This is a genomic window from Bacillus sp. FSL K6-0972 (genome assembly GCF_037976035.1).
GTDB lineage: Bacteria > Bacillota > Bacilli > Bacillales > Bacillaceae > Bacillus > Bacillus haynesii.
The window spans coordinates 3,007,209-3,026,711 of record NZ_CP150260.1; the positions used below are offsets into that span (position 1 = coordinate 3,007,209).

Here is a 19,503-nt window from a genome sequence, read left to right on the forward strand (position 1 = left end):
CTTGTCATTCCAGTTTCTTCGTTAAAAGAAACATCGCTTGAAAACATTCGTTCCATTATGTATTGCATTTTACCACACTTTCCAAAAAGGCGATAACGTTGTGTTTGCCGTTCGGCATATTCAATATGTATGTTGATCAAAACGACATTATCTATCCTTTCCCAAAGAAAAGATGATAAGTCAAAATTGTATAAAACAAGGCACGAAACATTCGCGCCCTGTTTTATATAAAGTATGATTATGAAACATATTAACGGTTTTCTACAAGAAAATCAATTGCTTTGCGAACTTTTAAGTCCTCTTTCATTCCATCTGTAGAACCGATTGCTTGTTTGATGTTTTCAACAGGCATGTTGTATGCTTCAGCCATTTTAGAAAGCTCTTCTTCGACTTCTTCGTCAGTGACTTGAAGGTTTTCCGCTTTGGCGATCGCTTCCAGTGTCAGGTTTGATTTCACGCGTTTTTCAGCATCCTCTTTCATTTGCTCTTTCAGCGCGTTTTCATCCTGTCCTGAGAATTGGAAGTAAAGCTCAAGGTTCATGCCCTGCATTTGCAGACGCTGTTCGAATTCTTTCATCATGCGGTCAAGCTCTGTGTCGATCATCGCTTGAGGAATGTCAGCCTCAGCGTTTTCAGCTGCTTTCACGACAAGCTCTTCGCGAAGTTTAGCATCCGCTTCGTTTTCTTTTGCTTCCTCGAGACGTTTTTTCGTTTTTTCAGTCAGCTCGGCAAGCGTTTCAACTTCCTCATCGACATCTTTCGCAAACTCGTCATCAAGCTCAGGAAGCTCTTTCGCTTTGATTTCGTGGATTTTCACTTTGAATACGGCAGGTTTGCCAGCCAGCTCTTCCGCGTGGTATTCCTCTGGGAATGTCACTTCAACGTCTTTTTCAGCACCGGCTTCAAGTCCTACAAGCTGATCTTCAAAGCCTGGAATGAAAGAGCCTGAACCGACTTCAAGGGAATAGTTTTCCGCTTTTCCGCCTTCGAATGCTTCGCCGTCTACGAATCCTTCGAAATCAAGAACAACAGTGTCCCCTTCTTCCACTTTGCCGTCTTCTTTTACAACGAGTTCAGCCTGGCGCTCTTGAAGAGACTTAAGTTCGTTTTGAACGTCTTCATCCGTCACGGCAGTGTCGTCTTTTTCAATGCCAAGGCCTTTATATTCGCCAAGTTTCACTTCAGGCTTAACCGTTACCTTCGCAGTGAAGATCAGGTTTTCGCCTTTTTCGATTTTTTCCACATCGATTTCCGGGCGGTCAACAGGCTCAATGCCCGCTTCCTCTACCGCTTTCGGATACTCGACAGGAAGCAGGATGTCCAGCGCATCCTGATAAAGCGCCTCAACGCCAAAACGCTGTTCAAACAAACCGCGCGGCACTTTCCCTTTGCGGAATCCAGGAATGGATACCTGCTTTACTACTTTTTTAAATGCATCATCAAGGGCTTTATTAAAGGTATCGGCATCTACCTCAACCGTTAAAACGCCTTCGTTTCCTTCTTGCTTTTCCCATTTTACTGACATGTGTTTCCCTCCAAAATCTATTCAGGTTGTGTCGTTTTTCCATTTTAAAACAAGCAAACGGCTACGTCCATCGCAAGCTGCCGACTGTGTGCAGCTCATGTGTTTCTGACAGCCATCATTATGTATACAAAGATAAATAATGAATCTTTAGCGGCAAACGGATCAACTTCCGTTTTTCACAAATGCAACCACTATATTATAACACAATGCCCGCTGCTTTCAACATTTACAAATAAGAAATTTCTTCTATGTCTTTGATCAGCGCGCATGCTTCGTCAAGCTGTCTGTCATTGAATTCATAGAGAATGTGAAGCTCCTCTTTATCGATGTCGATCCCGTGCATCTCATATCCGACTTTATGCAGTGCAGCAGCCCAGAGCTCGCGGTTTGAGTATTTCGGCTGAAACGGATAGAGGACGTAAATATGCCTTCTCCACAGCTCTTCGACCGCCTGGTACAGCGTGGGATTTTCATTCCCAAGCGTATCATCGAGCACGCTTAGAACATGCTTTAATATCGGCATATCATCCGGCTTGACCGTCTCTGTCGGATTAATTGTCATCGAATCGCCAAATTTTGCGACAAGCGTCGGCTTTTCATGGTCTGACTCGGCTAAAAGCTGAAGAATCATCGTTTTTACGACAGGATGTGCACTCGGATTTTGCAGAATCGTTTTCAACAAGCCGATATAGCTTGTCAGATTGCGGTCCTTCAGCCCGTGAAGAAGCTTAACCTGCTCTTCCGTGTCATGCAAAAGCCTTTCCTGATCAACCTCCTCCGTCTCAGGAAGGTCTTCGGTGATGTCCTCAGGTCCCGGGTCTTCCGTCATCTTGCGGCTGAAATCAAGCAGTTTATAAAACTGTTCTGCGCTTTCAGGAGGAAGCTTGTTTTCTTCGAGTACAGCTTCAATCGTTTCTTTTACTTTTTCGTATTGTCTGAGCTGGATTAAAATCGTCATATAGACTTGTAAAACGGTAAAATAGTGGCCGTGGCCTTCTTTCAGCATCTTTTCGCAGATGCCTTTCGCTTCTTCAAGCTCGCCGATTTCCAGCAGGCAGATGGCCATTCCCAGATAAATATCCGATTCCTCATCATCATAGCGCTTCGCTTCAGAAAACAGCCTGAGCGCTTCGTGGTAATTCTTTTCTTTGAGCGCTGCCATCCCTTTGTGCACTAAACGCTCCTTTACGTTAGGGAACGGGATGATCTTCGAGTTTTTCTTGTCATGCTTCATTTCTAAGTTCCTTTCAGGCACTTATTTTTTAACAAGTGTATCAACCCGGCCCGCTAAACACAAGAAAGAACCGGCGGCAGTATGCTGACGCCAGCAAAAAAAGCCTCCGATCTACATCGGACAGCTTTTTTATGCTTGCAGCCAAGAACTTCTCTGTTTCTCAAATTGTTCGATTTCTTCTTCAAGGAGCAATGTTAAAGAAATTTCATCGTAACCGTTCAGCAGCATCTCTTTCCAATGCGGATCGACCTCAAAGGCAATCTGCTGCCCGGCGTGGTCTGTTATCGTCTGTTTTTCAAGATCGACAGCCATCGTCAAAGATTGATATTCATACTGTTCAGCAAGCTCTTTCCACTTCTCATAAGGAAGGCGGATCGGCAACATGCCGTTTTTAAAACAGTTTTGGTGAAAGATATCGGCAAAAGACGGCGCGATAATGATTTTAAATCCGTAGTCGTCAAGCGCCCATGGCGCGTGTTCCCTTGAAGAGCCGCAGCCGAAGTTTTCGCCGGCTATTAAAATCGAAGCGCCTTTGTATTCCGGCCGGTTCAGTTCAAAATCAGGATTGGGATCGCCGTTATCCAAATATCTCCAGTCAAAGAAAGCAAAACGGCCGTACCCCGTTCTTTCGATCCTCTTTAAAAATTGCTTCGGAATGATCTGGTCCGTATCTACGTTGATTCTGTTAAGTACCGCCGCTATTCCGGTATGGGTCTTTAATGGCTCCATCTTGTCACTCCTCTATACAGCTGTTGTCTCGTGGTAATATTTTCTGACATCGACAAAGCGTCCGTGAATCGCGGCCATCGCAGCCATCGCCGGGCTGACGAGATGCGTCCTGGCCCCTTTGCCCTGCCTGCCTTCAAAATTGCGGTTGGAAGTCGAAGCACAGCGCTCTCCTTCAGGGACAACATCGTTGTTCATGCTCAAACACATGCTGCATCCCGATTCTCTCCATTCAAAGCCCGCTTCGATGAAAATCTCGTGAAGCCCTTCTTTTTCGGCTTGGATTTTGACGCTTTGCGAGCCGGGAACGACGATCGCTCTGACGCCGTCGGCGACTTTTTGACCTTTAATCATTTCAGCCGCCTGACGAAGATCTGTCAGGCGCGAATTGGTGCATGAACCGATGAAGACGTGCTCAATTGTAATGTCCTCGATTTTTTTATATGGTTCAAGACCCATATATTCATATGCGCGCTGCGCTTCTTTTTTATCGTCTTCCTGCGAGAAAGCCTCAGGCCCCGGAATCGCATCATCAACCGGCAGCACCATGCCAGGGTTGATGCCCCACGTCACCATCGGCGAAATGGCGCTTCCGTCCATCACGATCGTCCGGTCGTAGACCGCCCCCGGATCGGTTCTCAAATTCTTCCACTCTTCTACAGCTTTCTCAAACTCTTCGCCTTTTGGCGCATATTTTTTCGTTTTAACATATTCAAATGTTGTTTCATCCGGTGCAATCAATCCCGCTCTTGCCCCAGCTTCGATTGACATGTTGCACACCGTCATCCGTTCGTCCATCGACATGTTTCGGAACACTTCACCGGTGTATTCAATGACATAACCCGCACCGAATTTAACCCCGTATTTTCCGATGATTGCGAGAATGACGTCTTTAGCCGTCACTCCTTTTTGCAGTTTGCCGTCAACGCGGATTTCCAGCGTCTTCGGTTTTTGCTGCCAAAGCGTCTGCGTTGATAAGACGTGCTCCACCTCGCTCGTTCCGATTCCGAAAGCGAGCGCGCCAAACGCTCCGTGTGTGGATGTATGGCTGTCTCCGCAAACGATCGTTTTTCCCGGCAGCGTCAACCCCAGTTCAGGCCCGATGACATGGACGATCCCCTGGTCAACGCTTGACAAGTCTGCGAGGCGGATGCCGAATTCTTCGCAATTCCGTTCGAGCGCACTGACCTGCCGTTTGGCGACATCATCTTGAATCTCAAACCGATTGACAGTCGGAATGTTGTGGTCCATCGTGGCAAACGTATTTTGTGGCCGTCTGACTTTTCTGTTCTTTTGCCTTAGGCCTTCAAAGGCCTGGGGTGACGTTACCTCATGTATCAGATGCAGATCGATATAGAGAAGGTCAGGCTTCCCTTCACCTTTTTTAATCACGTGTTGATCCCAAATTTTTTCGATGATCGTTCGAGTCATCATCTTTCTTCCTCCCTCTACCAATATCCATTTTCCTTAAACGTAAGCGGTCATGATGTTTGAAATGGCATTGTCGTCTGCCAGCGCGGCTTTTACTTCCCCTGTAATCGATTGAGTCGTGCAATGTTCCGATCCTTTTGCCAGGTCCTTCGTCCGTTTTCCTGCACGGAGTACTTGATCGACTGCGTGTTCAACAGCTTTCGCTTCAGCTTCAAGACCGAAGGACGTCCTGAGCATCATCGCCGCGGACAAGATCGCCGCAAGCGGATTGGCAATGTTTTGTCCCGCGATATCAGGAGCCGAGCCGTGCACAGGTTCATATAGATGAAGTCCAGAGCTTGATAAGCTTGCCGACGGCAGCATGCCGAGCGATCCGGTCAGCATCGATGCTTCATCGCTTAAAATATCGCCGAACATGTTTTCAGTTACGATAATATCAAACTGTCCAGGCGCATAGATGAGCTGCATGGCTGCATTGTCGACGAGCATGTGCTCAAGCTTGACGTCAGGAAACTCTTTCGCTACTTCTTCCGCCGTCTTGCGCCATAGTTTGCTTGACTCAAGGACGTTGGCTTTATCAACGGAGGTCACTTTGCCTTTTCGTCTTTGCGCCATTTGGAAGGCTTCCCTGATGACTCTTTCCATTTCCGACTTTTTATAAAACAGCGTGTCAACAGCTTCTTCCTCGCCGTTCTGATTGACGTACTGCTCACTCGGCTTTCCAAAATACAAGCCGCCCGTCAGCTCGCGAACGATGACAAAGTCAACACCTTCGATATATTCAGTTTTTAACGGAGAAGCTCCCGCAAGGCTTTCAAACACTTTAACAGGCCGCAGATTGGCAAAAAGGTCGAGCTGCTTGCGGATGGCGAGCAGCCCTTTTTCAGGCCTCAGCTCAGAAGGATTTTGATCCCATTTCGGCCCGCCTACAGCTCCGAGCAAAATGGCATCCGCAGCTTTGCAGGCGGCGACAGTTTTCTCAGGAAGCGGCGCTCCCGCCTCATCAATTGCCGCTCCGCCGATCAGGCCGTATTCAAATTCGAATTCATGCTGATAATGTTCAGCAACGCTTTTCAGCACATCAACAGCCGCGTCCAATACTTCGGGACCAATTCCGTCACCGGGCAAAAGTGCAATTCGTTTTTTCAAATTCAACAAACTCCTTCCTTCTTACTGTTATGATCCTACAGCCGCCTGTTTTGACAATCCTTCCGCATTCGTCTTCAATACGAGATAGCGGTTCACCGCATTCAAGTAAGCTTTGGCAGATGCTTCGAGAACATCCTGGGCAACCCCGCGTCCTCCGGATTCTTTTCCGTCGATCATCACCCTGACATATACTTGCGCGAATGCATCCTGTCCCTTGCGGTTCGATTGAATCCGGTAATCAAGAAGCTGGACTTCTTTATCCATACAGCGCTTCAGCGTGTTGTACACCGCTTCAACGCTTCCCGCTCCGGTCGCCGCTTCCTGAATGATCTGATCTGTTTCCTGATCTTTAAGAGAGACCGTTGCTGTCGGAACCTGCGAGGTGCCGTAATGAACCTGCAGTGAAATAAAGTCATAGCCGATTTTGCGGTCTGCCGTTTTCTCCTCGAGTATCAGCGAGATGAGATCTTCATCCGTAAATTCCTTTTTCTTTCCAGTAAGCTCTTTAAAGATGTTAAAAAATTTATTGATTTCCTCTTCTCCAAACTGGAATCCGAGGTTTTGCAGCTTATCTTTAAATGCGTGGCGCCCTGAATGCTTTCCGAGCACAAGCGCATCCGTTTTCACGCCGACAAGCTCCGGAGAAATAATTTCATATGTTGTTTTTTCTTTTAAGAAGCCGTCCTGGTGAATGCCTGATTCGTGGGCAAAGGCATTATCGCCGACGACCGCTTTGTTCCGCGGCACGGCCATGCCGGTCAGCTTGCTCACTAAATCACTTGTCCGCTTAATCTCATTCAGCTGAATCGTTGATTCCGCCTGGTAGAAATCTTTTCGGATATAGAGGGCGACGGCGATTTCTTCAAGAGAGGCGTTCCCCGCTCTTTCGCCAATACCGTTGATGACAGATTCGACTTGATCTGCTCCGTTTTCAATCGCAGCCAAAGAGTTGGCGACAGCCATGCCTAAATCATCGTGGCAATGGGCCGAAAGCTGGACTTTATCGGCATTGCGGGCATTTTCTTTAATATAGCGGAAGATATTTCCGTACTCGGCAGGCGCTAAATAACCAACCGTATCCGGAAGATTGACGACATCCGCTCCCGCGGCGATCACTTCGCTGACAATCTCGGCTAAAAACGGAAGATCGGTCCGGCACGCATCTTCGGCAGACCACTGGACGATCGGGAAGCGCTCTTTGGCGTATTTCACCATTGCGACCGCCTGTTCCAGAACCTGTTCGCGCGTTTTTTTCAGCTTATATTTTAAATGGATGTCAGAAGTGGCGATAAAAATGTGAATCCTTGGTTCAGCCCCGTCTTTGAGCGCTTCCCACGCCGAATCGATATCTCCTTTGACAGAGCGGGCAAGCCCTGTTACCGAACAGTTTTTAATCGTCCTTGCGATTTCTTTTACTGCATTGAAATCCCCGGGGGATGAAGCGGGAAAGCCCGCTTCCATAATGTTGACCCCGAGTTTTTCAAGCTGCTGGGCGATCGCCAGCTTCTCCTGCGTGTTTAAATTAACGCCCGGCGACTGTTCACCGTCACGGAGTGTCGTATCAAAAAAGTTAATTTTTCGCACCGGCTACCACCGCTTCCTTCTTCTTGCCCTGCTTGACAAACGGCATCATTTCGCGAAGCTTTCTGCCGACCACTTCGATTTGGTGTTCGTTTTCGCTTGCATTGATGGCGTTGAAACGCGGACGGTTGACTTGGTTTTCGACGATCCATTCTTTCGCGAATGTACCGTTTTGGATGTCTTTCAATACTTCTTTCATTGATTCTTTTACCTTCTCATCAACGACGCGCGGGCCTGATACGAAGTCTCCCCACTGCGCTGTGTCGGAAATCGAATATCTCATACCTGCCAAACCTTCTTCATACATCAAGTCGACGATGAGCTTCAGCTCGTGCAGACACTCGAAGTATGCGAGTTCAGGCTGATAGCCCGCTTCTGTCAGCGTTTCGAATCCGGCTTTGACAAGGGAAGTCAATCCTCCGCACAGCACCGCCTGTTCGCCGAAAAGATCAGTTTCAGTTTCTTCTTTAAATGTTGTTTCAAGAACGCCGGCTCTTGCGCCGCCGATCGCTTTAGCATAAGCAAGGGCTTTATCTTTCGCTTCCCCGGTTACATCCTGATAGATCGCAAACAGCGCCGGAACCCCTGCACCTTGTTCAAACGTTCTTCGGACAAGATGTCCCGGTCCTTTAGGAGCGACAAGGAATACGTCAACATCTGCCGGAGGTACGATCTGATGGAAATGAACGTTGAATCCGTGGGCGAATACGAGTGAATTGCCCGCTTGAAGTCCGTCTTTAATTTCCGCTTCATACACTTTTTGCTGCTGTTCATCCGGAAGAAGCACCATGACGATGTCGGCCTGTTCTGCCGCTTCTCTTACCGTGAAAACTTGATGGCCGTCTTCCTCTGCTTTTGCAAAGGATTTCCCTTTTCTGACGCCGACAATGACGTCCACTCCGCTTTCTTTCAGGTTCAGTGCGTGCGCATGGCCTTGTGAGCCGTATCCGATTACCGCTACTTTTTTGCCCGCCAATACGTTTTCTTTGATATCACCGTTATAATATACTTTTACCATTTCAATCTCTCCCTTTTTATGTTTTATACAATAGATATTGTTTTAATAGAGGCCGGCTTTTGCTGAGTTCCCCTCGCAAAGGCCGTGGTGCCTGTTCTGGCAACCTCTTTAATCCCGTATGGTTTCAATAGTTCGATCAGGGCTTCGATCTTGCTTGATTCCCCTGTCACTTGAATCACGACGCTGTCTTTTGCGACGTCGACGACAGACGCCCGAAACGGTGCGATGACGCCGTTTATTTCCGCCCTGCTCGACGGAGGGGAAACCACCCTGATTAATGCCAGCTCTCTTTGGACGATCGATTGATTCGTAATGTCCGTGACTTTCAGTACATCAATCTGTTTATTTAATTGTTTTGTCAGCTGTTCCGTTTCTTTTTCATCTGCCACATGAACGACAAATGTGATCCTCGAAATTCCCGCTGTTTCGGTGTGGCCGACCGTAATGCTTTCAATGTTGTAATGCCGTTTTGTAAACAACCCTGTAATTCTGTTTAAGACGCCGCTTTGATTCAAAACCGTCAGCGTGATGATTCTTTTCAAGGTTTCACCCCCACCATTTCGTGCAGCCCTTTTCCAGGCGCAACCATTGGAAATACTTTTTCAGCTTGTGCAACCTGAACATCGATGACCATCGGTTCATTCGACGTTAGCGCCGCTTCCAGCTTTTCTTCCGCTTCTTCTTCGGATGTGATCCGGACACCTTTGATGCCGTAAGCTTCAGACAGCTTGATGAAATCAGGCTGTGATGTGAACTTGGAGTGTGAATAGCGCTCATCGTAAAAGATTTCCTGCCATTGCCGGACCATTCCGAGGCAGCGGTTGTTTAAGACCACGACTTTGATCGGAAGGTTCAGATCGTGAATGACGGACAGCTCCTGCAGCGTCATCTGGAATCCTCCGTCGCCGAGTATCGATACAACCGTCGCATCCTTATCCGCAAGCTGTGCTCCGATTGCCGCTGGAAGTCCGAAGCCCATCGTGCCGAGCCCGCCGGAAGTGACCCATCTGTCGGCTTTTTGGAACCGATAGAATTGCGCGGCCCACATTTGATGCTGTCCGACGTCCGTTGTTACAATAGCTTCGCCTTTTGTATAGCGGTGGATATATTCGATCAGCTTCTGTGGTTTGAACCCTTCTGTTTCATTCTCTTCATACCAGAGCGGATATTCGTTTTTCCACGCCGCAACCTGCTTTTTCCACTCATCAGAAGCGCTCGGCTTGCCGTTTTGCTTGATCAGCTCTGTCAGTACAAGCTTGCTGTCGCCGACAACCGGAATGTGCGTATGAACGTTTTTGCCGATTTCAGCCGGATCGATGTCAATGTGAGCGACTTTCGCATATTTTGCAAAATGCTTCAGATTCCCTGTGACCCGATCATCGAATCTGGCACCGATGCTGATTAACAGATCGCTTTCATACAGAGCCATGTTGGCCGCATACGTTCCGTGCATTCCGGCCATCCCGAGGAAAAGCGGATGGTCGGCCGGAAATCCTCCTAAGCCTAACAGCGTATGCGCCACCGGAATTTGCTGCTGTTCGACATAATTTTTTAATTCTTCTGACGCTTTCCCGTGCAAGACGCCCGCTCCCGCTAAAATAACCGGCTTTTTCGCTGCACTGACCGCTTCCACAAGCTTTCTGATCTGCAGATAATTCGGTTCCTTCGTCGGCTGATAACCCGGAAGGTGAATCTCATGGTCGTAGCGGAATTCTCCTTCTACAACGGCGATGTCTTTAGGAATATCGATTAAAACGGGGCCCGGTCTTCCTGTTGTCGCGATATGGAATGCTTCTTTAATAATTCTCGGCAAATCTTCGGCATTGCGAACCTGGTAGCTGTGCTTTGTAATCGGCATCGTAATTCCGATGACGTCCGCTTCTTGGAATGCGTCAGATCCGATAACCGATGTCGCAACCTGACCGGTGAATACGACGAGAGGCAATGAATCGATCATCGCATCGGCCAGACCCGTTACAAGGTTGGTCGCCCCCGGTCCGGATGTGGCGATGACGACACCTGGTTTCCCGGAAATTCTTGCATAGCCTTCGGCTGCGTGGATGGCGCCTTGTTCATGGCGCGTCAGCACATGAAACATTCCCGATCCGTAGAGTTTGTCATAAATCGGCAGGACCGCACCGCCCGGATACCCGTAGATCACTTCGACATTTTCCTGTTTTAAAGCCTCGATCAGCATTGACGCCCCTGCCATTGTTTGTGTACATTGGGCATTTTCAGCATCCAACTGTACATTCGTCCCCATTTTTCTTCCTCCTTATCAAGTGATCTTCATCACTGTTCATTCACAATTGGTTTTTAAAAATAATCAATGTATATGTGCCGCAAAGCATGTATACAATCTGCTTTTGCAGCTAAAAAAAGCCTTCCCGCCCACTGTTGACGCTGCACACCTTGCAGGCCAAAGGGGCGAAAAGGCTTTTCTTTCCGCGGTACCACCCTTGTTCGCGGCTTTTGAAAGCCGCCTTATGGATAATCGCTTATCCGGTTTAATAACGAGTGAACCTTCGTGACGTTCACCCGGCCAGCCTTACTAAACGTAGAAATCGTTCAGACTGACACTCAGAGGGGAGTTCACAAGCGGAGGCCGTCACCGGTTCCCAGCAATCCCGGCTCTCTGCAGGCGGCGTTTCCGCTGTTACTTATCCTCTTCAACGTTTGTCTTTATTCAGCTGACACTTAAGCTTTGATCTTTGAGGCTGACTTTTAACCCTTCACGGACGACGCGCTCGCGGAACTTTTCAAGCATCCGATTTGTGTGGACTCCCGGTTTGCCGTCCCCGATCTTGCGGCCGTCAACTTTTACGACCGCGATGACTTCTGCAGCCGTTCCGGTTAAAAACACTTCATCGGCTGTGTATACGTCATGGCGGGTAAACGGCTCTTCTTTCACTTCATAGCCGAGCTCTGCGGCTATTTCGATGATGGCATTCCGGGTGATTCCTTCAAGCGCTCCGATATAGCCCGGAGGCGTCAAGAGCTTTCCGTTTTTATAAATGAATACGTTATCCGCAGAACCTTCGGCGACATAGCCTTGATCATTGAGCATGAGCGCTTCTGTCACGCCCGCCATATGCGCCTCGATCCGGACAAGAATATTGTTTAAATAGTTCAGCGATTTTACTTTAGGGCTCAGCACATCTGGTCTGTTTCTTCTTGTCGGAACCGTAACGATATCAATTCCCGTTTCATATAAATGTTTCGGGAATATTGCCAATGGTTCGACAATTATGATGACACTCGGGTGTGAACAATTGTTTGGATCGAGTCCGAGGTCACCTGCTCCTCTTGAAACGACCAAGCGGATGTAAGCGTCTCTAAGCCCGTTTTTTTCGACTGTTTTAAGAACGTGCTGTGTCAGTTCTTCCTGCTGATATGGAATCTCCAGCATGATCGATCTCGCAGAATCGTAGAGGCGGTCCATGTGCTCTTTCATTCTGAAGATGTTGCCGTCGTATACCCTGATTCCTTCAAACACGCCGTCCCCGTATAAAAATCCGTGATCATAGACTGATATTTTAGCGTCTTCTTTTTTAACGAGTTTGTCGTTTAGGAAGATCCACTGGTCTTTCTGGTCCCCCATCCCTCTAGCACACCTTTCTGTTGTAAATGAACGCTTTAAACGATTAAAAATTCATGATGCGGGAACCCGTTTTCCCGCTGTCATTCCCGGGAAAGATGAAAAGTTTTCAAGTGATTTGTTCTTTTGTTTGAACTCATATTACGCCCCTTTACATGCAGTGTCAACCGTATTTTTTAAAATTATTAGACAATTTCGATTAATCAATCTACTTGTATACGCTTACATGATTGATATAAAAGGAAATTTTAAAATTGAAAAACAATTTAAAATTTTTTATTTAATCTATAAAGATTACATAAAAAAACTGGTGTTTTATACAGTTTTGTTAGATTTTATCACCGACAACTTTTTAAAATTTTATCCCGGCCGGTTAGATTTTTTACCACACACGTGTACAGACTCCATTTTACGATTTTTTACATAAACTGCTGTTAATCAAAAAAGAAACAGGTGAATATGATGTACCGCACTTTTCCTTCACACTCTGATCCACGCGTGCGCCAATACCCAGGATACTTCGGCTATCCGACTACTTATGTCTATAATCCTTCAGCGCACGGGCCCTATCCCTATTATCCGTACGGCGGGGTGTACACCACTCCGACTCTCGGATTCGGCATCGGCTACCCGGGAATTTCCGTTCCGGCTGTGCACGCCTTTACCGGAGGATTCAGAGAAAATTAACAAAGCACAAAAAAAGAGAGGGCATCATGCTCTCTCTTTTTACGGTTAAACGACTCCCTGAGCGATCATCGCATCCGCCACTTTGATAAAACCGGCTATATTGCAGCCGTCGAGCAGATTTCCGGGCCGTCCATATTCTGAAGCCGCTGCAACGCTTCTCTTGTAAATATCGGCCATGATCGTCCTGAGCTTCTCATCCGTTTCTTCCGCCGTCCAGTGAAGCCGTGCGCTGTTCTGCGCCATTTCGAGCGCTGACACGGCTACACCGCCGGCATTTGCAGCCTTAGCCGGCCCGAAAAGAACCCCCGCATCCAAAAAGCGTTTGACGGCGCCCTCTTCAGATGGCATATTTGCCCCTTCTCCGACGGCTTTGACCCCATTTGAAATGAGCACTTCGGCCGTCTCTTCGTCAATTTCGTTCTGGGTCGCGCACGGAAGCGCGATATCGCACGGAATAGACCAAATACCGGAGCATCCTTCGAAATAGTGTGCTTCCGGATGCTCGCTGACATACTCGCGAATCCTTCCGTTGCCGTCTTCTTTGAGCCGCTTCACCGTCTCAAGACAGATGCCTTTTTCGTCATAGACATAGCCGTCAGAATCGCTGCAGGCTACCACTTTCGCGCCGAATTGAGCGGCTTTTTCCATCGCATACAGCGCCACATTGCCTGAACCGGAGACGACAACAGTGCTGTTTTCAAAGCGCAGCCCCTGATCCTTCAGCATTTCTTCTACGAAATAAACGAGACCGTACCCTGTCGCTTCTTTCCTCGTTAAACTGCCCCCGTATTCAAGGCCTTTGCCTGTTAACACGCCTGCATCATAGCGCCCCCGAATCTTTTTATACTGCCCGAACATAAACCCGACTTCCCTTGCCCCGACACCAATATCGCCGGCAGGGATATCCGTGTCCGGTCCGATATGTCTGTACAGTTCATTCATGAAGCTCTGCGTAAAACTCATGATCTCCCTGTCCGACTTGCCCTTCGGATCAAAATCAGCCCCGCCTTTTCCGCCTCCGATCGGCAGTCCGGTCAAAGAATTTTTAAAAATCTGCTCAAAGCCCAAAAATTTAATAATGCTCGCGTTTACAGAAGGGTGAAAGCGGATTCCGCCTTTATACGGACCGATTGCGCTGTTAAATTGAACCCGGTATCCCCTGTTAACCTGGATATTGCCTTCATCATCGACCCACGGCACCCTGAAGGTGATCATCCGTTCAGGCTCTGCAATCCTTTCAAGAATGCGGTGTTCGATATACTTTGGATGTCTTGCCAATACAGGGACGAGGGAATCGAAAATTTCTTTTACAGCTTGAAGAAATTCGCTTTCGTGAAGATTTCGCTGCCGCACTGTCTCGTATGCTTTTGTCACATAATCTCTCGCCGTCTGAAAATTTGTTTGCTCCATTTTTTCTAGCGTATGCATCTTTCTTCAGCTCCCTTTCTAAAATAAAAGCAGAACGAACGTTGTAAGATTTTCTATCATGGTAAATTTTACAACCAACGCCCCGTTTACATCAATCTGGAAAACAGATTAAACCATTGCTGAATTGAGATGTATAACAAAAAGCGAGAATAGACGGGTATTAAGATAGAAGAACCGTTCTTAAAAGCTGAGGAGAAAAGGACCAATAAACCATAAAATACCACTTCATCTAAAAGGTTCTATCCGTACAAAATGTCTATTTTCTTTGTGGTCGGCGCATTTCCTGTTGTTCTCCCAGCAAAGGATGAGCATCTTATCCCGTTTTTAAAATGAATCCTACTGCATACAAAACGAAAACACATAGCTCTCTTATTTCATGGCAACAATAAAACGAAAACGGGGGTGATCTGATGGACGACAAAAAAGAAATGTCAAACGTTGAAACACAAAGAAACTTTTTAACTGCTGAAGAATTTCCTGAAGGAGCGTATGGAGCTGCACAGGGCAAAGACAAGCCTGTTGAGAACAAAAACACGCCATGGAAGGAAGGTCAGCAATACTACAGCAATTTCACATATGAATTCCGCAATCTCCACCAAGGAATGCCCCGGCAGTACCCCGGAGCGCATCCAACACATGACGAAGAGGATCAAAACGAGGAATGACCGATTTAAAAAAGAGCCGTGCTAAACGGCTCTTTAAAGCTTTTTATTGTAGGGGCTGTTGGAAATTTTGATTTTGCTGCTGGTTTTGTTGGTTTTGCTGACCCTGTTGTCCTTGCTGGTTAAATGACTGCTGCGCCTGCTGAAGTGCCTGGCTCATTTGGTTCATGGCCTGGTTTGTCTGGATCCCTTGAAGAGCCTGATTCAGCTGCTGGACAGCCTGCTGAATGCTTTGCTGAATTTGCTGATCCGTCTGCTGCATTTGCTGCTGAGATTGGGAGCTGAATTGCTGAATTTGCTGCTTCAGCTGATTGATTCCCTGGCTCAATTGAGAGCTCTGCTGGCCGCTTTGTCCCTGCTGCTGTGACCCCATTTGATTAACAGTTTGCTCCAGCTGGGCAAGCTGCTGCTGGATATTTCCGAATTCTTGAGCAAGTTCGGTATCCGTAATGTTGGCCCCGAGCAGCTGCTCATGCTTTTGTTTTTGTTGCTTCTGCTTTTGCTGCTGATTTTGCTGTTGCTTTGTCATGACAACATCCTCCTTAAAATTGATCACACCCTTTAGCTTTTTCATTTTGTTTGAAATGATGAAAGGGAATTTTTAGGATGTTGTTGTTTTGCAATATCAAAAGCCTCAAACCCTTGTATACCAAGAAGTTTGAGGCTTTTTTCAGAGACGTCCCAGGAGAGATTCGAACTCCCGACCGACGGCTTAGAAGGCCGATGACCCTTATGGACAGCATGTGACATCAGTTAACCAAAAGCCCATGATATCAAGGTTCTTTGCCCTTTTTTGTTTTCTGGAGGAACTAAAAATACCTAATTGGGAGCGAATCCGCTCCCCACTCGCTCCTAATTTTTCAATTAATTCATAAGTTTAAAAAGGGGACATGTTCCCCTGTTACCAAAAGAAAAATCAAAAAAACCTGTGAAGAATTTAACTAATTCAAGGAGTCCAAAGTCTTAAGAAGAGTGTTTATATATGAAAGGAGTGTTCTTCATATGACAGTCGAAGGTTTGTTTGAAACTTCAATTAAATCTATGTTCCGAGAAGAAGTATCTATGCTGGTTAAGTCGTTTTCACTCGAGAATCAAAAGAAGCAGCTCCAATCTTATCTAACCATGTAAGAACTTTCGAAAAAAACCGGTTTGAGTCTTTATACTCTTAGAGATTTAATGCGTTTAAAGCCATGCTAACCTTTTATCTATAGCCTCACAAAGTTGAACAACTTCTGATTCTGTTTTAAATTCAGTTAAATCAACCGATTGTTCCTGCTCCGCCAACAAATGTTCTTTATAATGAATCAAACGAGATTGTTCCAATGATTTCAGCATATTACTGCAATATGTTTTTGTAGACGCTTCTTTAATTGTATCCTGTAAGCAAGCCTTGTAAACACTTTTGTCCATAATAGTCCGATCACCTCTAAGAATGTGTACTCCTATTATAGATAAACAAATGCGAGAAATAAAGAGATATTTATACTCTCATTCCTTTTTATTCTCCATCTGGAAATTCATTGTTGACAAAAAATAAAGCCTTGCTTCATTGATCATACTGCCGGTACTTTTTCCGGCCGGCTTCAAGTTCCTGCTTCAACTGCAAAACATCAGTACGTCAAAGCCGGTTCACTTGTCCAATTTTTTAAACTGGTTTAATCCGTCCATCACTAATCAGCTTACTCATCCGCTGCTTATTCACTTTTAAAATATTCTGAGCCTCCGGGGTGCCGAGGACTTCATTTTTTATAAAAGGACCAAAATAAATATAGTCCCTTTATCTATAGGTGGCAAACGTATGACAAAAAAACTTTTTCAAGAGACCTTTTCCCTCACAATTTCTTTTGAGCACTAACCTTCAACTTGTTAAGTGATTAACACTGTATAAAAGACAACTCTTATGCTCAAATAAATCCTTTTAGGTTCTTCGGATGCATTGTGATTATTCAAAGGAAGACAACCTTATTAATTTTGAGGATGTCGTCGGAGTGGAAATAAAGTAAGCCCTATTATTCAAAGAGCAACGCAGTTACCTCATGACGGCCTTTATCTTAATCGCTTTTTTCCTTCTTAAATTAGCCCTCCAATATTCTAATTCATTACACCTAGTATAATTTCATTACGCACAAGATTTTAGATGGTTCCTTTTTACTGTTATGCACATAACGCCCCTAATTACCTTGTTTTTCAAGTACAATGAGGTTGAATTATAATAAGAAGGGTGGCATTATCGTGAAAGAAAAGAAGCACAATGGTTTTAAGACATTTGTTATGGTACTGACATTAATATTGGTTTCACCTGTATTTTCAATATCAGTATCAGCGTCAGAACTAACTGACAACGAAAAACTACATACTGAAACTACTGGAGCATCTAAAGGAAATTCTGTACCCGATCAAATACTGAACAGCGAAGATTTTAAGAATGTAAAGGTGGGTATGAATGATGTAAAGAAATTAGAAGCTTATCTTAAATTAAACGCAGATGGAACTCTTACCTTAGATCCCTCTTATACTAAACTAGATATTTCACGTTCTGTCACCAACGAAGTTCAAGAATGGATTAAATACTTGAACGGTTTAGTAAAACAAAAAGAAGCTGTCATTAACTCTGATTTTAGTGTGAAAATTTTAGACAAAGACGGTAGTGTATTGACACTTGAGAATGGAAACAATAATAAAATGAAAGTAGCGAAAAAAGGCTGCGGTCGATCTGGTCATGATGTCTACTGGTGGGGATATAATCTTTATTTTGACTGTAATGAAACAAGAACACTATATCAATCATTTAAAGCAGGCGGTGGAGCAACCTCTGGTCTTGCTTTAATATCAAGGGTTATACCCGTACCTCCTACACAATTAGCAAGCGTAATTTCCGGAGTAATCGGAGGCGGACTAGTTGGTTTTGGTCAAATGATTCAAGACGAACATGAAGGGCATGGTGTTAGAATACGTTTTACTGGACTCGGATATGCAGCTGTTCCAACTGGAGTTTTTCCACAATAAAAATGAAAGAGGGGAAACTATGACTTTCTTAGTTTTAATGGTAGGGTTATTTCTTTTCATTTACATGAAAGAACCATTCAGCAAAAAAGTGTATGCTTATGTTTACGTAGCTTTTTATTTAATGGTTTTAGCCCTATATATTATTAACACTACATTTGTAAATTTAATATCTAGCAGACTATTATTAATTGTAACAGTAATTGTCATTTCACCATTGTTCATCAGTTTCCTTAAATCCTCAAATGAATCTCGTTAGTTTCAAGTTAGAGGAGCAGGCATAATGCCTGCTCCTTTTCGTTACTTCAATAAAGCTTCAATTTTCGCTTTAGTTTTAGGTTCGTAAATACCGCGACAAACAGTCTGATTTAACTCGAATTTTTTGTCCAGCATAAATCTTGTTTGCATTCTTGATGCTATTCCAAGACTGCAGCGTCTTAATTGATGTATTGAACTTTTTGGAGATTCTAGATAAAGTGTCGCCAGTTTTGATTGTGTAATATTGCTTATTATTTGATGCCTTTGATGCACTACCACTTATTTTTAATTTTTGGCCAACATAAATCTTATTAGGATCTTTAATATTGTTCAAACTCTGAAGAGCTTTGACAGTCGTGTTGTATTTCTTTGCGATAACAGAGAGTGCATCCCTTTTTTGACAGTGTAAACCGTCTCCTTTTTAACTGGCTTTTTGTTTGAAACTGGTTTTACAGTAGCAGCTTTTTCAGTTCACGGCCACCATTGCCCGTAACCCGTCACGATAACAAATATTTGAGAATTTGCCGTCACCCTTACGAGTAATTGTGATATTCACAGAATTGTCCCCAGGGCGGGCAGTTAAGCGTTCAAGCTCAACTTGCTTTGTCTCATTTGAAAGATAAATGCCGCGGAGCTTCAGTTCCTGCTCATCCATTCATTTTATCCCCCTTTTTGTCGGATTTTTCTCGGATTTGAATATAAAAAAACCTTGAAAGGCAATAGCCAATCAAGGTTCTAAAAGCACATTTCATTCTTCATCATCTTCATAAAGGTTGTCCAAAAATTCATTGATGTCATCAGCTAAGATATACATATTGCTCATGTCATCAGGATTCTCTGACTCTTCTTCATGATCCCAAAAATAAATTTTGTCATAATAAGGTTCTTTAGTGCCTAGGCATATTACGTTCCCTGCAGGATCATCTGCAATCGGAATAAAGCCAGTTGGAAGTCTATACTCATATATGTCTATGACTTTCTCTAAATTATCATACATGTCACCAATGCCATTAAATACATTCAGAACGCTCTTTCCTTGTTCATCAGAAATATTAAAAATATTTGGTTCAGGATATCCACCATTCCACTGAAGTAAAAATTTCTTGTATTTTTCCGTTAGCTTTACGTTATTTTTTGTTTCAAACTGTTCAATCTCTTCTAAAGAAAGTTTTTTACCTGGTTCTTCAATTCTCACCATTAATT

18 protein-coding genes, 3 pseudogenes and 1 other annotated feature are annotated in these 19,503 nt (G+C 45.1%); of the genes and pseudogenes, 3 read left to right on the forward strand and 18 right to left on the reverse strand.

Going from position 1 to position 19,503, the window contains the following annotated elements:
- Positions 1-250: 250 nt before the first annotated feature.
- The 10 genes from tig to ilvE all read right to left on the reverse strand — a co-directional run bounded on the left by tig (position 251) and on the right by ilvE (position 12,265).
- Positions 251-1,525 (reverse strand): trigger factor, encoded by a 1,275-nt coding sequence (gene tig / locus MKX80_RS15240; RefSeq protein ID WP_154995873.1) that lies wholly within the window; start codon positions 1,523-1,525, stop codon positions 251-253.
- Positions 1,526-1,751: 226 nt separating this feature from the next.
- Positions 1,752-2,759 carry a DNA damage checkpoint antagonist DdcA gene (ddcA, locus tag MKX80_RS15245; protein WP_268309960.1) on the reverse strand — a complete coding sequence of 336 codons (1,008 nt, stop codon included), beginning with the start codon at positions 2,757-2,759 and terminating at the stop codon, positions 1,752-1,754.
- A 129-nt stretch (positions 2,760-2,888) separates the two neighbouring features.
- Positions 2,889-3,488 (reverse strand): 3-isopropylmalate dehydratase small subunit, encoded by a 600-nt coding sequence (gene leuD, locus MKX80_RS15250; protein ID WP_339227091.1) that lies wholly within the window; start codon positions 3,486-3,488, stop codon positions 2,889-2,891.
- 12 nt (positions 3,489-3,500) lie between these two features.
- On the reverse strand, positions 3,501-4,919 hold the full coding sequence (leuC, locus tag MKX80_RS15255) for a 3-isopropylmalate dehydratase large subunit (protein ID WP_339227093.1): 1,419 nt from the start codon (positions 4,917-4,919) through the stop codon (positions 3,501-3,503).
- Positions 4,920-4,952: 33 nt separating this feature from the next.
- Positions 4,953-6,065 (reverse strand): 3-isopropylmalate dehydrogenase, encoded by a 1,113-nt coding sequence (gene leuB / locus MKX80_RS15260; RefSeq protein WP_176275162.1) that lies wholly within the window; start codon positions 6,063-6,065, stop codon positions 4,953-4,955.
- 27 nt (positions 6,066-6,092) lie between these two features.
- Positions 6,093-7,649 (reverse strand): 2-isopropylmalate synthase, encoded by a 1,557-nt coding sequence (locus MKX80_RS15265; protein WP_076793593.1) that lies wholly within the window; start codon positions 7,647-7,649, stop codon positions 6,093-6,095.
- Positions 7,636-8,664: a ketol-acid reductoisomerase gene (ilvC, locus tag MKX80_RS15270; RefSeq protein ID WP_003184095.1), complete on the reverse strand. Its 1,029-nt coding sequence runs from the start codon at positions 8,662-8,664 to the stop codon at positions 7,636-7,638. Before ilvC ends, MKX80_RS15265 begins: the two co-directional genes overlap by 14 nt.
- A gap of 23 nt (positions 8,665-8,687) precedes the next feature.
- On the reverse strand, positions 8,688-9,206 hold the full coding sequence (gene ilvN, locus MKX80_RS15275; protein WP_154995879.1) for an acetolactate synthase small subunit: 519 nt from the start codon (positions 9,204-9,206) through the stop codon (positions 8,688-8,690).
- Positions 9,203-10,927 carry an acetolactate synthase large subunit gene (gene ilvB, locus MKX80_RS15280; RefSeq protein WP_154995881.1) on the reverse strand — a complete coding sequence of 575 codons (1,725 nt, stop codon included), beginning with the start codon at positions 10,925-10,927 and terminating at the stop codon, positions 9,203-9,205. The genes ilvN and ilvB overlap by 4 nt, the downstream gene beginning before the upstream one ends.
- A 157-nt stretch (positions 10,928-11,084) precedes the next feature.
- Positions 11,085-11,346, reverse strand: a binding site (T-box leader).
- A 4-nt stretch (positions 11,347-11,350) separates the two neighbouring features.
- Entirely contained in the window at positions 11,351-12,265 is a 915-nt protein-coding gene (ilvE, locus tag MKX80_RS15285; RefSeq protein ID WP_268343037.1) for a branched-chain-amino-acid transaminase, read from the reverse strand.
- Positions 12,266-12,721: 456 nt separating this feature from the next.
- Between ilvE and MKX80_RS15290 the strand changes: the two genes are divergently transcribed.
- Positions 12,722-12,949, forward strand: coding sequence for a hypothetical protein (locus MKX80_RS15290; protein WP_234113250.1), 228 nt, complete (start codon positions 12,722-12,724; stop codon positions 12,947-12,949).
- A gap of 45 nt (positions 12,950-12,994) precedes the next feature.
- Here MKX80_RS15290 and gdhA read toward each other — a convergent pair whose 3' ends face one another.
- On the reverse strand, positions 12,995-14,377 hold the full coding sequence (gene gdhA / locus MKX80_RS15295) for an NADP-specific glutamate dehydrogenase (RefSeq protein WP_268343038.1): 1,383 nt from the start codon (positions 14,375-14,377) through the stop codon (positions 12,995-12,997).
- A 410-nt stretch (positions 14,378-14,787) separates the two neighbouring features.
- On the opposite strand from gdhA, the gene MKX80_RS15300 reads away from it, so the two are divergent.
- The gene (locus MKX80_RS15300; protein ID WP_043926318.1) at positions 14,788-15,042 is read left to right on the forward strand and encodes a hypothetical protein; all 255 of its coding nucleotides are present in this window, start codon (positions 14,788-14,790) and stop codon (positions 15,040-15,042) included.
- 43 nt (positions 15,043-15,085) lie between these two features.
- On the opposite strand, the gene MKX80_RS15305 is transcribed toward MKX80_RS15300, so the two are convergent.
- The 3 genes and pseudogenes from MKX80_RS15305 to MKX80_RS15315 form a co-directional block, all read right to left on the reverse strand.
- Positions 15,086-15,568 carry a hypothetical protein gene (locus MKX80_RS15305; RefSeq protein WP_154995888.1) on the reverse strand — a complete coding sequence of 161 codons (483 nt, stop codon included), beginning with the start codon at positions 15,566-15,568 and terminating at the stop codon, positions 15,086-15,088.
- A 653-nt stretch (positions 15,569-16,221) separates the two neighbouring features.
- Positions 16,222-16,449 (reverse strand): hypothetical protein, encoded by a 228-nt coding sequence (locus MKX80_RS15310; RefSeq protein ID WP_268318247.1) that lies wholly within the window; start codon positions 16,447-16,449, stop codon positions 16,222-16,224.
- 136 nt (positions 16,450-16,585) lie between these two features.
- Positions 16,586-16,807 (reverse strand): annotated as a pseudogene (locus MKX80_RS15315) (helix-turn-helix domain-containing protein).
- Positions 16,808-17,271: 464 nt separating this feature from the next.
- On the opposite strand from MKX80_RS15315, the gene MKX80_RS15320 reads away from it, so the two are divergent.
- Positions 17,272-18,045 (forward strand): hypothetical protein, encoded by a 774-nt coding sequence (locus tag MKX80_RS15320; RefSeq protein ID WP_268343039.1) that lies wholly within the window; start codon positions 17,272-17,274, stop codon positions 18,043-18,045.
- A gap of 331 nt (positions 18,046-18,376) precedes the next feature.
- Here MKX80_RS15320 and MKX80_RS15325 read toward each other — a convergent pair whose 3' ends face one another.
- From MKX80_RS15325 to MKX80_RS15340, 4 genes and pseudogenes are all read right to left on the reverse strand, one after another.
- Complete coding sequence (locus tag MKX80_RS15325) at positions 18,377-18,607, reverse strand: LysM domain-containing protein (protein WP_268343056.1); 231 nt, start codon at positions 18,605-18,607, stop codon at positions 18,377-18,379.
- Positions 18,593-18,688 (reverse strand): annotated as a pseudogene (locus MKX80_RS15330) (LysM domain-containing protein); the annotation flags it as partial. The pseudogene MKX80_RS15330 and the gene MKX80_RS15325, both read right to left, overlap by 15 nt.
- A gap of 78 nt (positions 18,689-18,766) precedes the next feature.
- Positions 18,767-18,955, reverse strand: a pseudogene (locus tag MKX80_RS15335) (hypothetical protein); the annotation flags it as partial.
- A 93-nt stretch (positions 18,956-19,048) separates the two neighbouring features.
- On the reverse strand, positions 19,049-19,498 hold the full coding sequence (locus MKX80_RS15340) for an SMI1/KNR4 family protein (RefSeq protein WP_268318140.1): 450 nt from the start codon (positions 19,496-19,498) through the stop codon (positions 19,049-19,051).
- Positions 19,499-19,503 lie beyond the last annotated feature (5 nt).

Coding starts and splice junctions, on each gene's coding strand:
- ilvB (WP_154995881.1), bottom strand. CDS start 10,927: ATGGGGACGAATGTACAGTTGGATGCTGAAAATGCCCAATGTACACAA.
- leuD (WP_339227091.1), bottom strand. CDS start 3,488: ATGGAGCCATTAAAGACCCATACCGGAATAGCGGCGGTACTTAACAGA.
- leuC (WP_339227093.1), bottom strand. CDS start 4,919: ATGATGACTCGAACGATCATCGAAAAAATTTGGGATCAACACGTGATT.
- ilvE (WP_268343037.1), bottom strand. CDS start 12,265: ATGGGGGACCAGAAAGACCAGTGGATCTTCCTAAACGACAAACTCGTT.
- MKX80_RS15340 (WP_268318140.1), bottom strand. CDS start 19,498: ATGGTGAGAATTGAAGAACCAGGTAAAAAACTTTCTTTAGAAGAGATT.
- ilvC (WP_003184095.1), bottom strand. CDS start 8,664: ATGGTAAAAGTATATTATAACGGTGATATCAAAGAAAACGTATTGGCG.
- MKX80_RS15310 (WP_268318247.1), bottom strand. CDS start 16,449: ATGGACAAAAGTGTTTACAAGGCTTGCTTACAGGATACAATTAAAGAA.
- MKX80_RS15290 (WP_234113250.1), top strand. CDS start 12,722: ATGATGTACCGCACTTTTCCTTCACACTCTGATCCACGCGTGCGCCAA.
- tig (WP_154995873.1), bottom strand. CDS start 1,525: ATGTCAGTAAAATGGGAAAAGCAAGAAGGAAACGAAGGCGTTTTAACG.
- ddcA (WP_268309960.1), bottom strand. CDS start 2,759: ATGAAGCATGACAAGAAAAACTCGAAGATCATCCCGTTCCCTAACGTA.
- MKX80_RS15300 (WP_043926318.1), top strand. CDS start 14,788: ATGGACGACAAAAAAGAAATGTCAAACGTTGAAACACAAAGAAACTTT.
- gdhA (WP_268343038.1), bottom strand. CDS start 14,377: ATGCATACGCTAGAAAAAATGGAGCAAACAAATTTTCAGACGGCGAGA.
- MKX80_RS15305 (WP_154995888.1), bottom strand. CDS start 15,568: ATGACAAAGCAACAGCAAAATCAGCAGCAAAAGCAGAAGCAACAAAAA.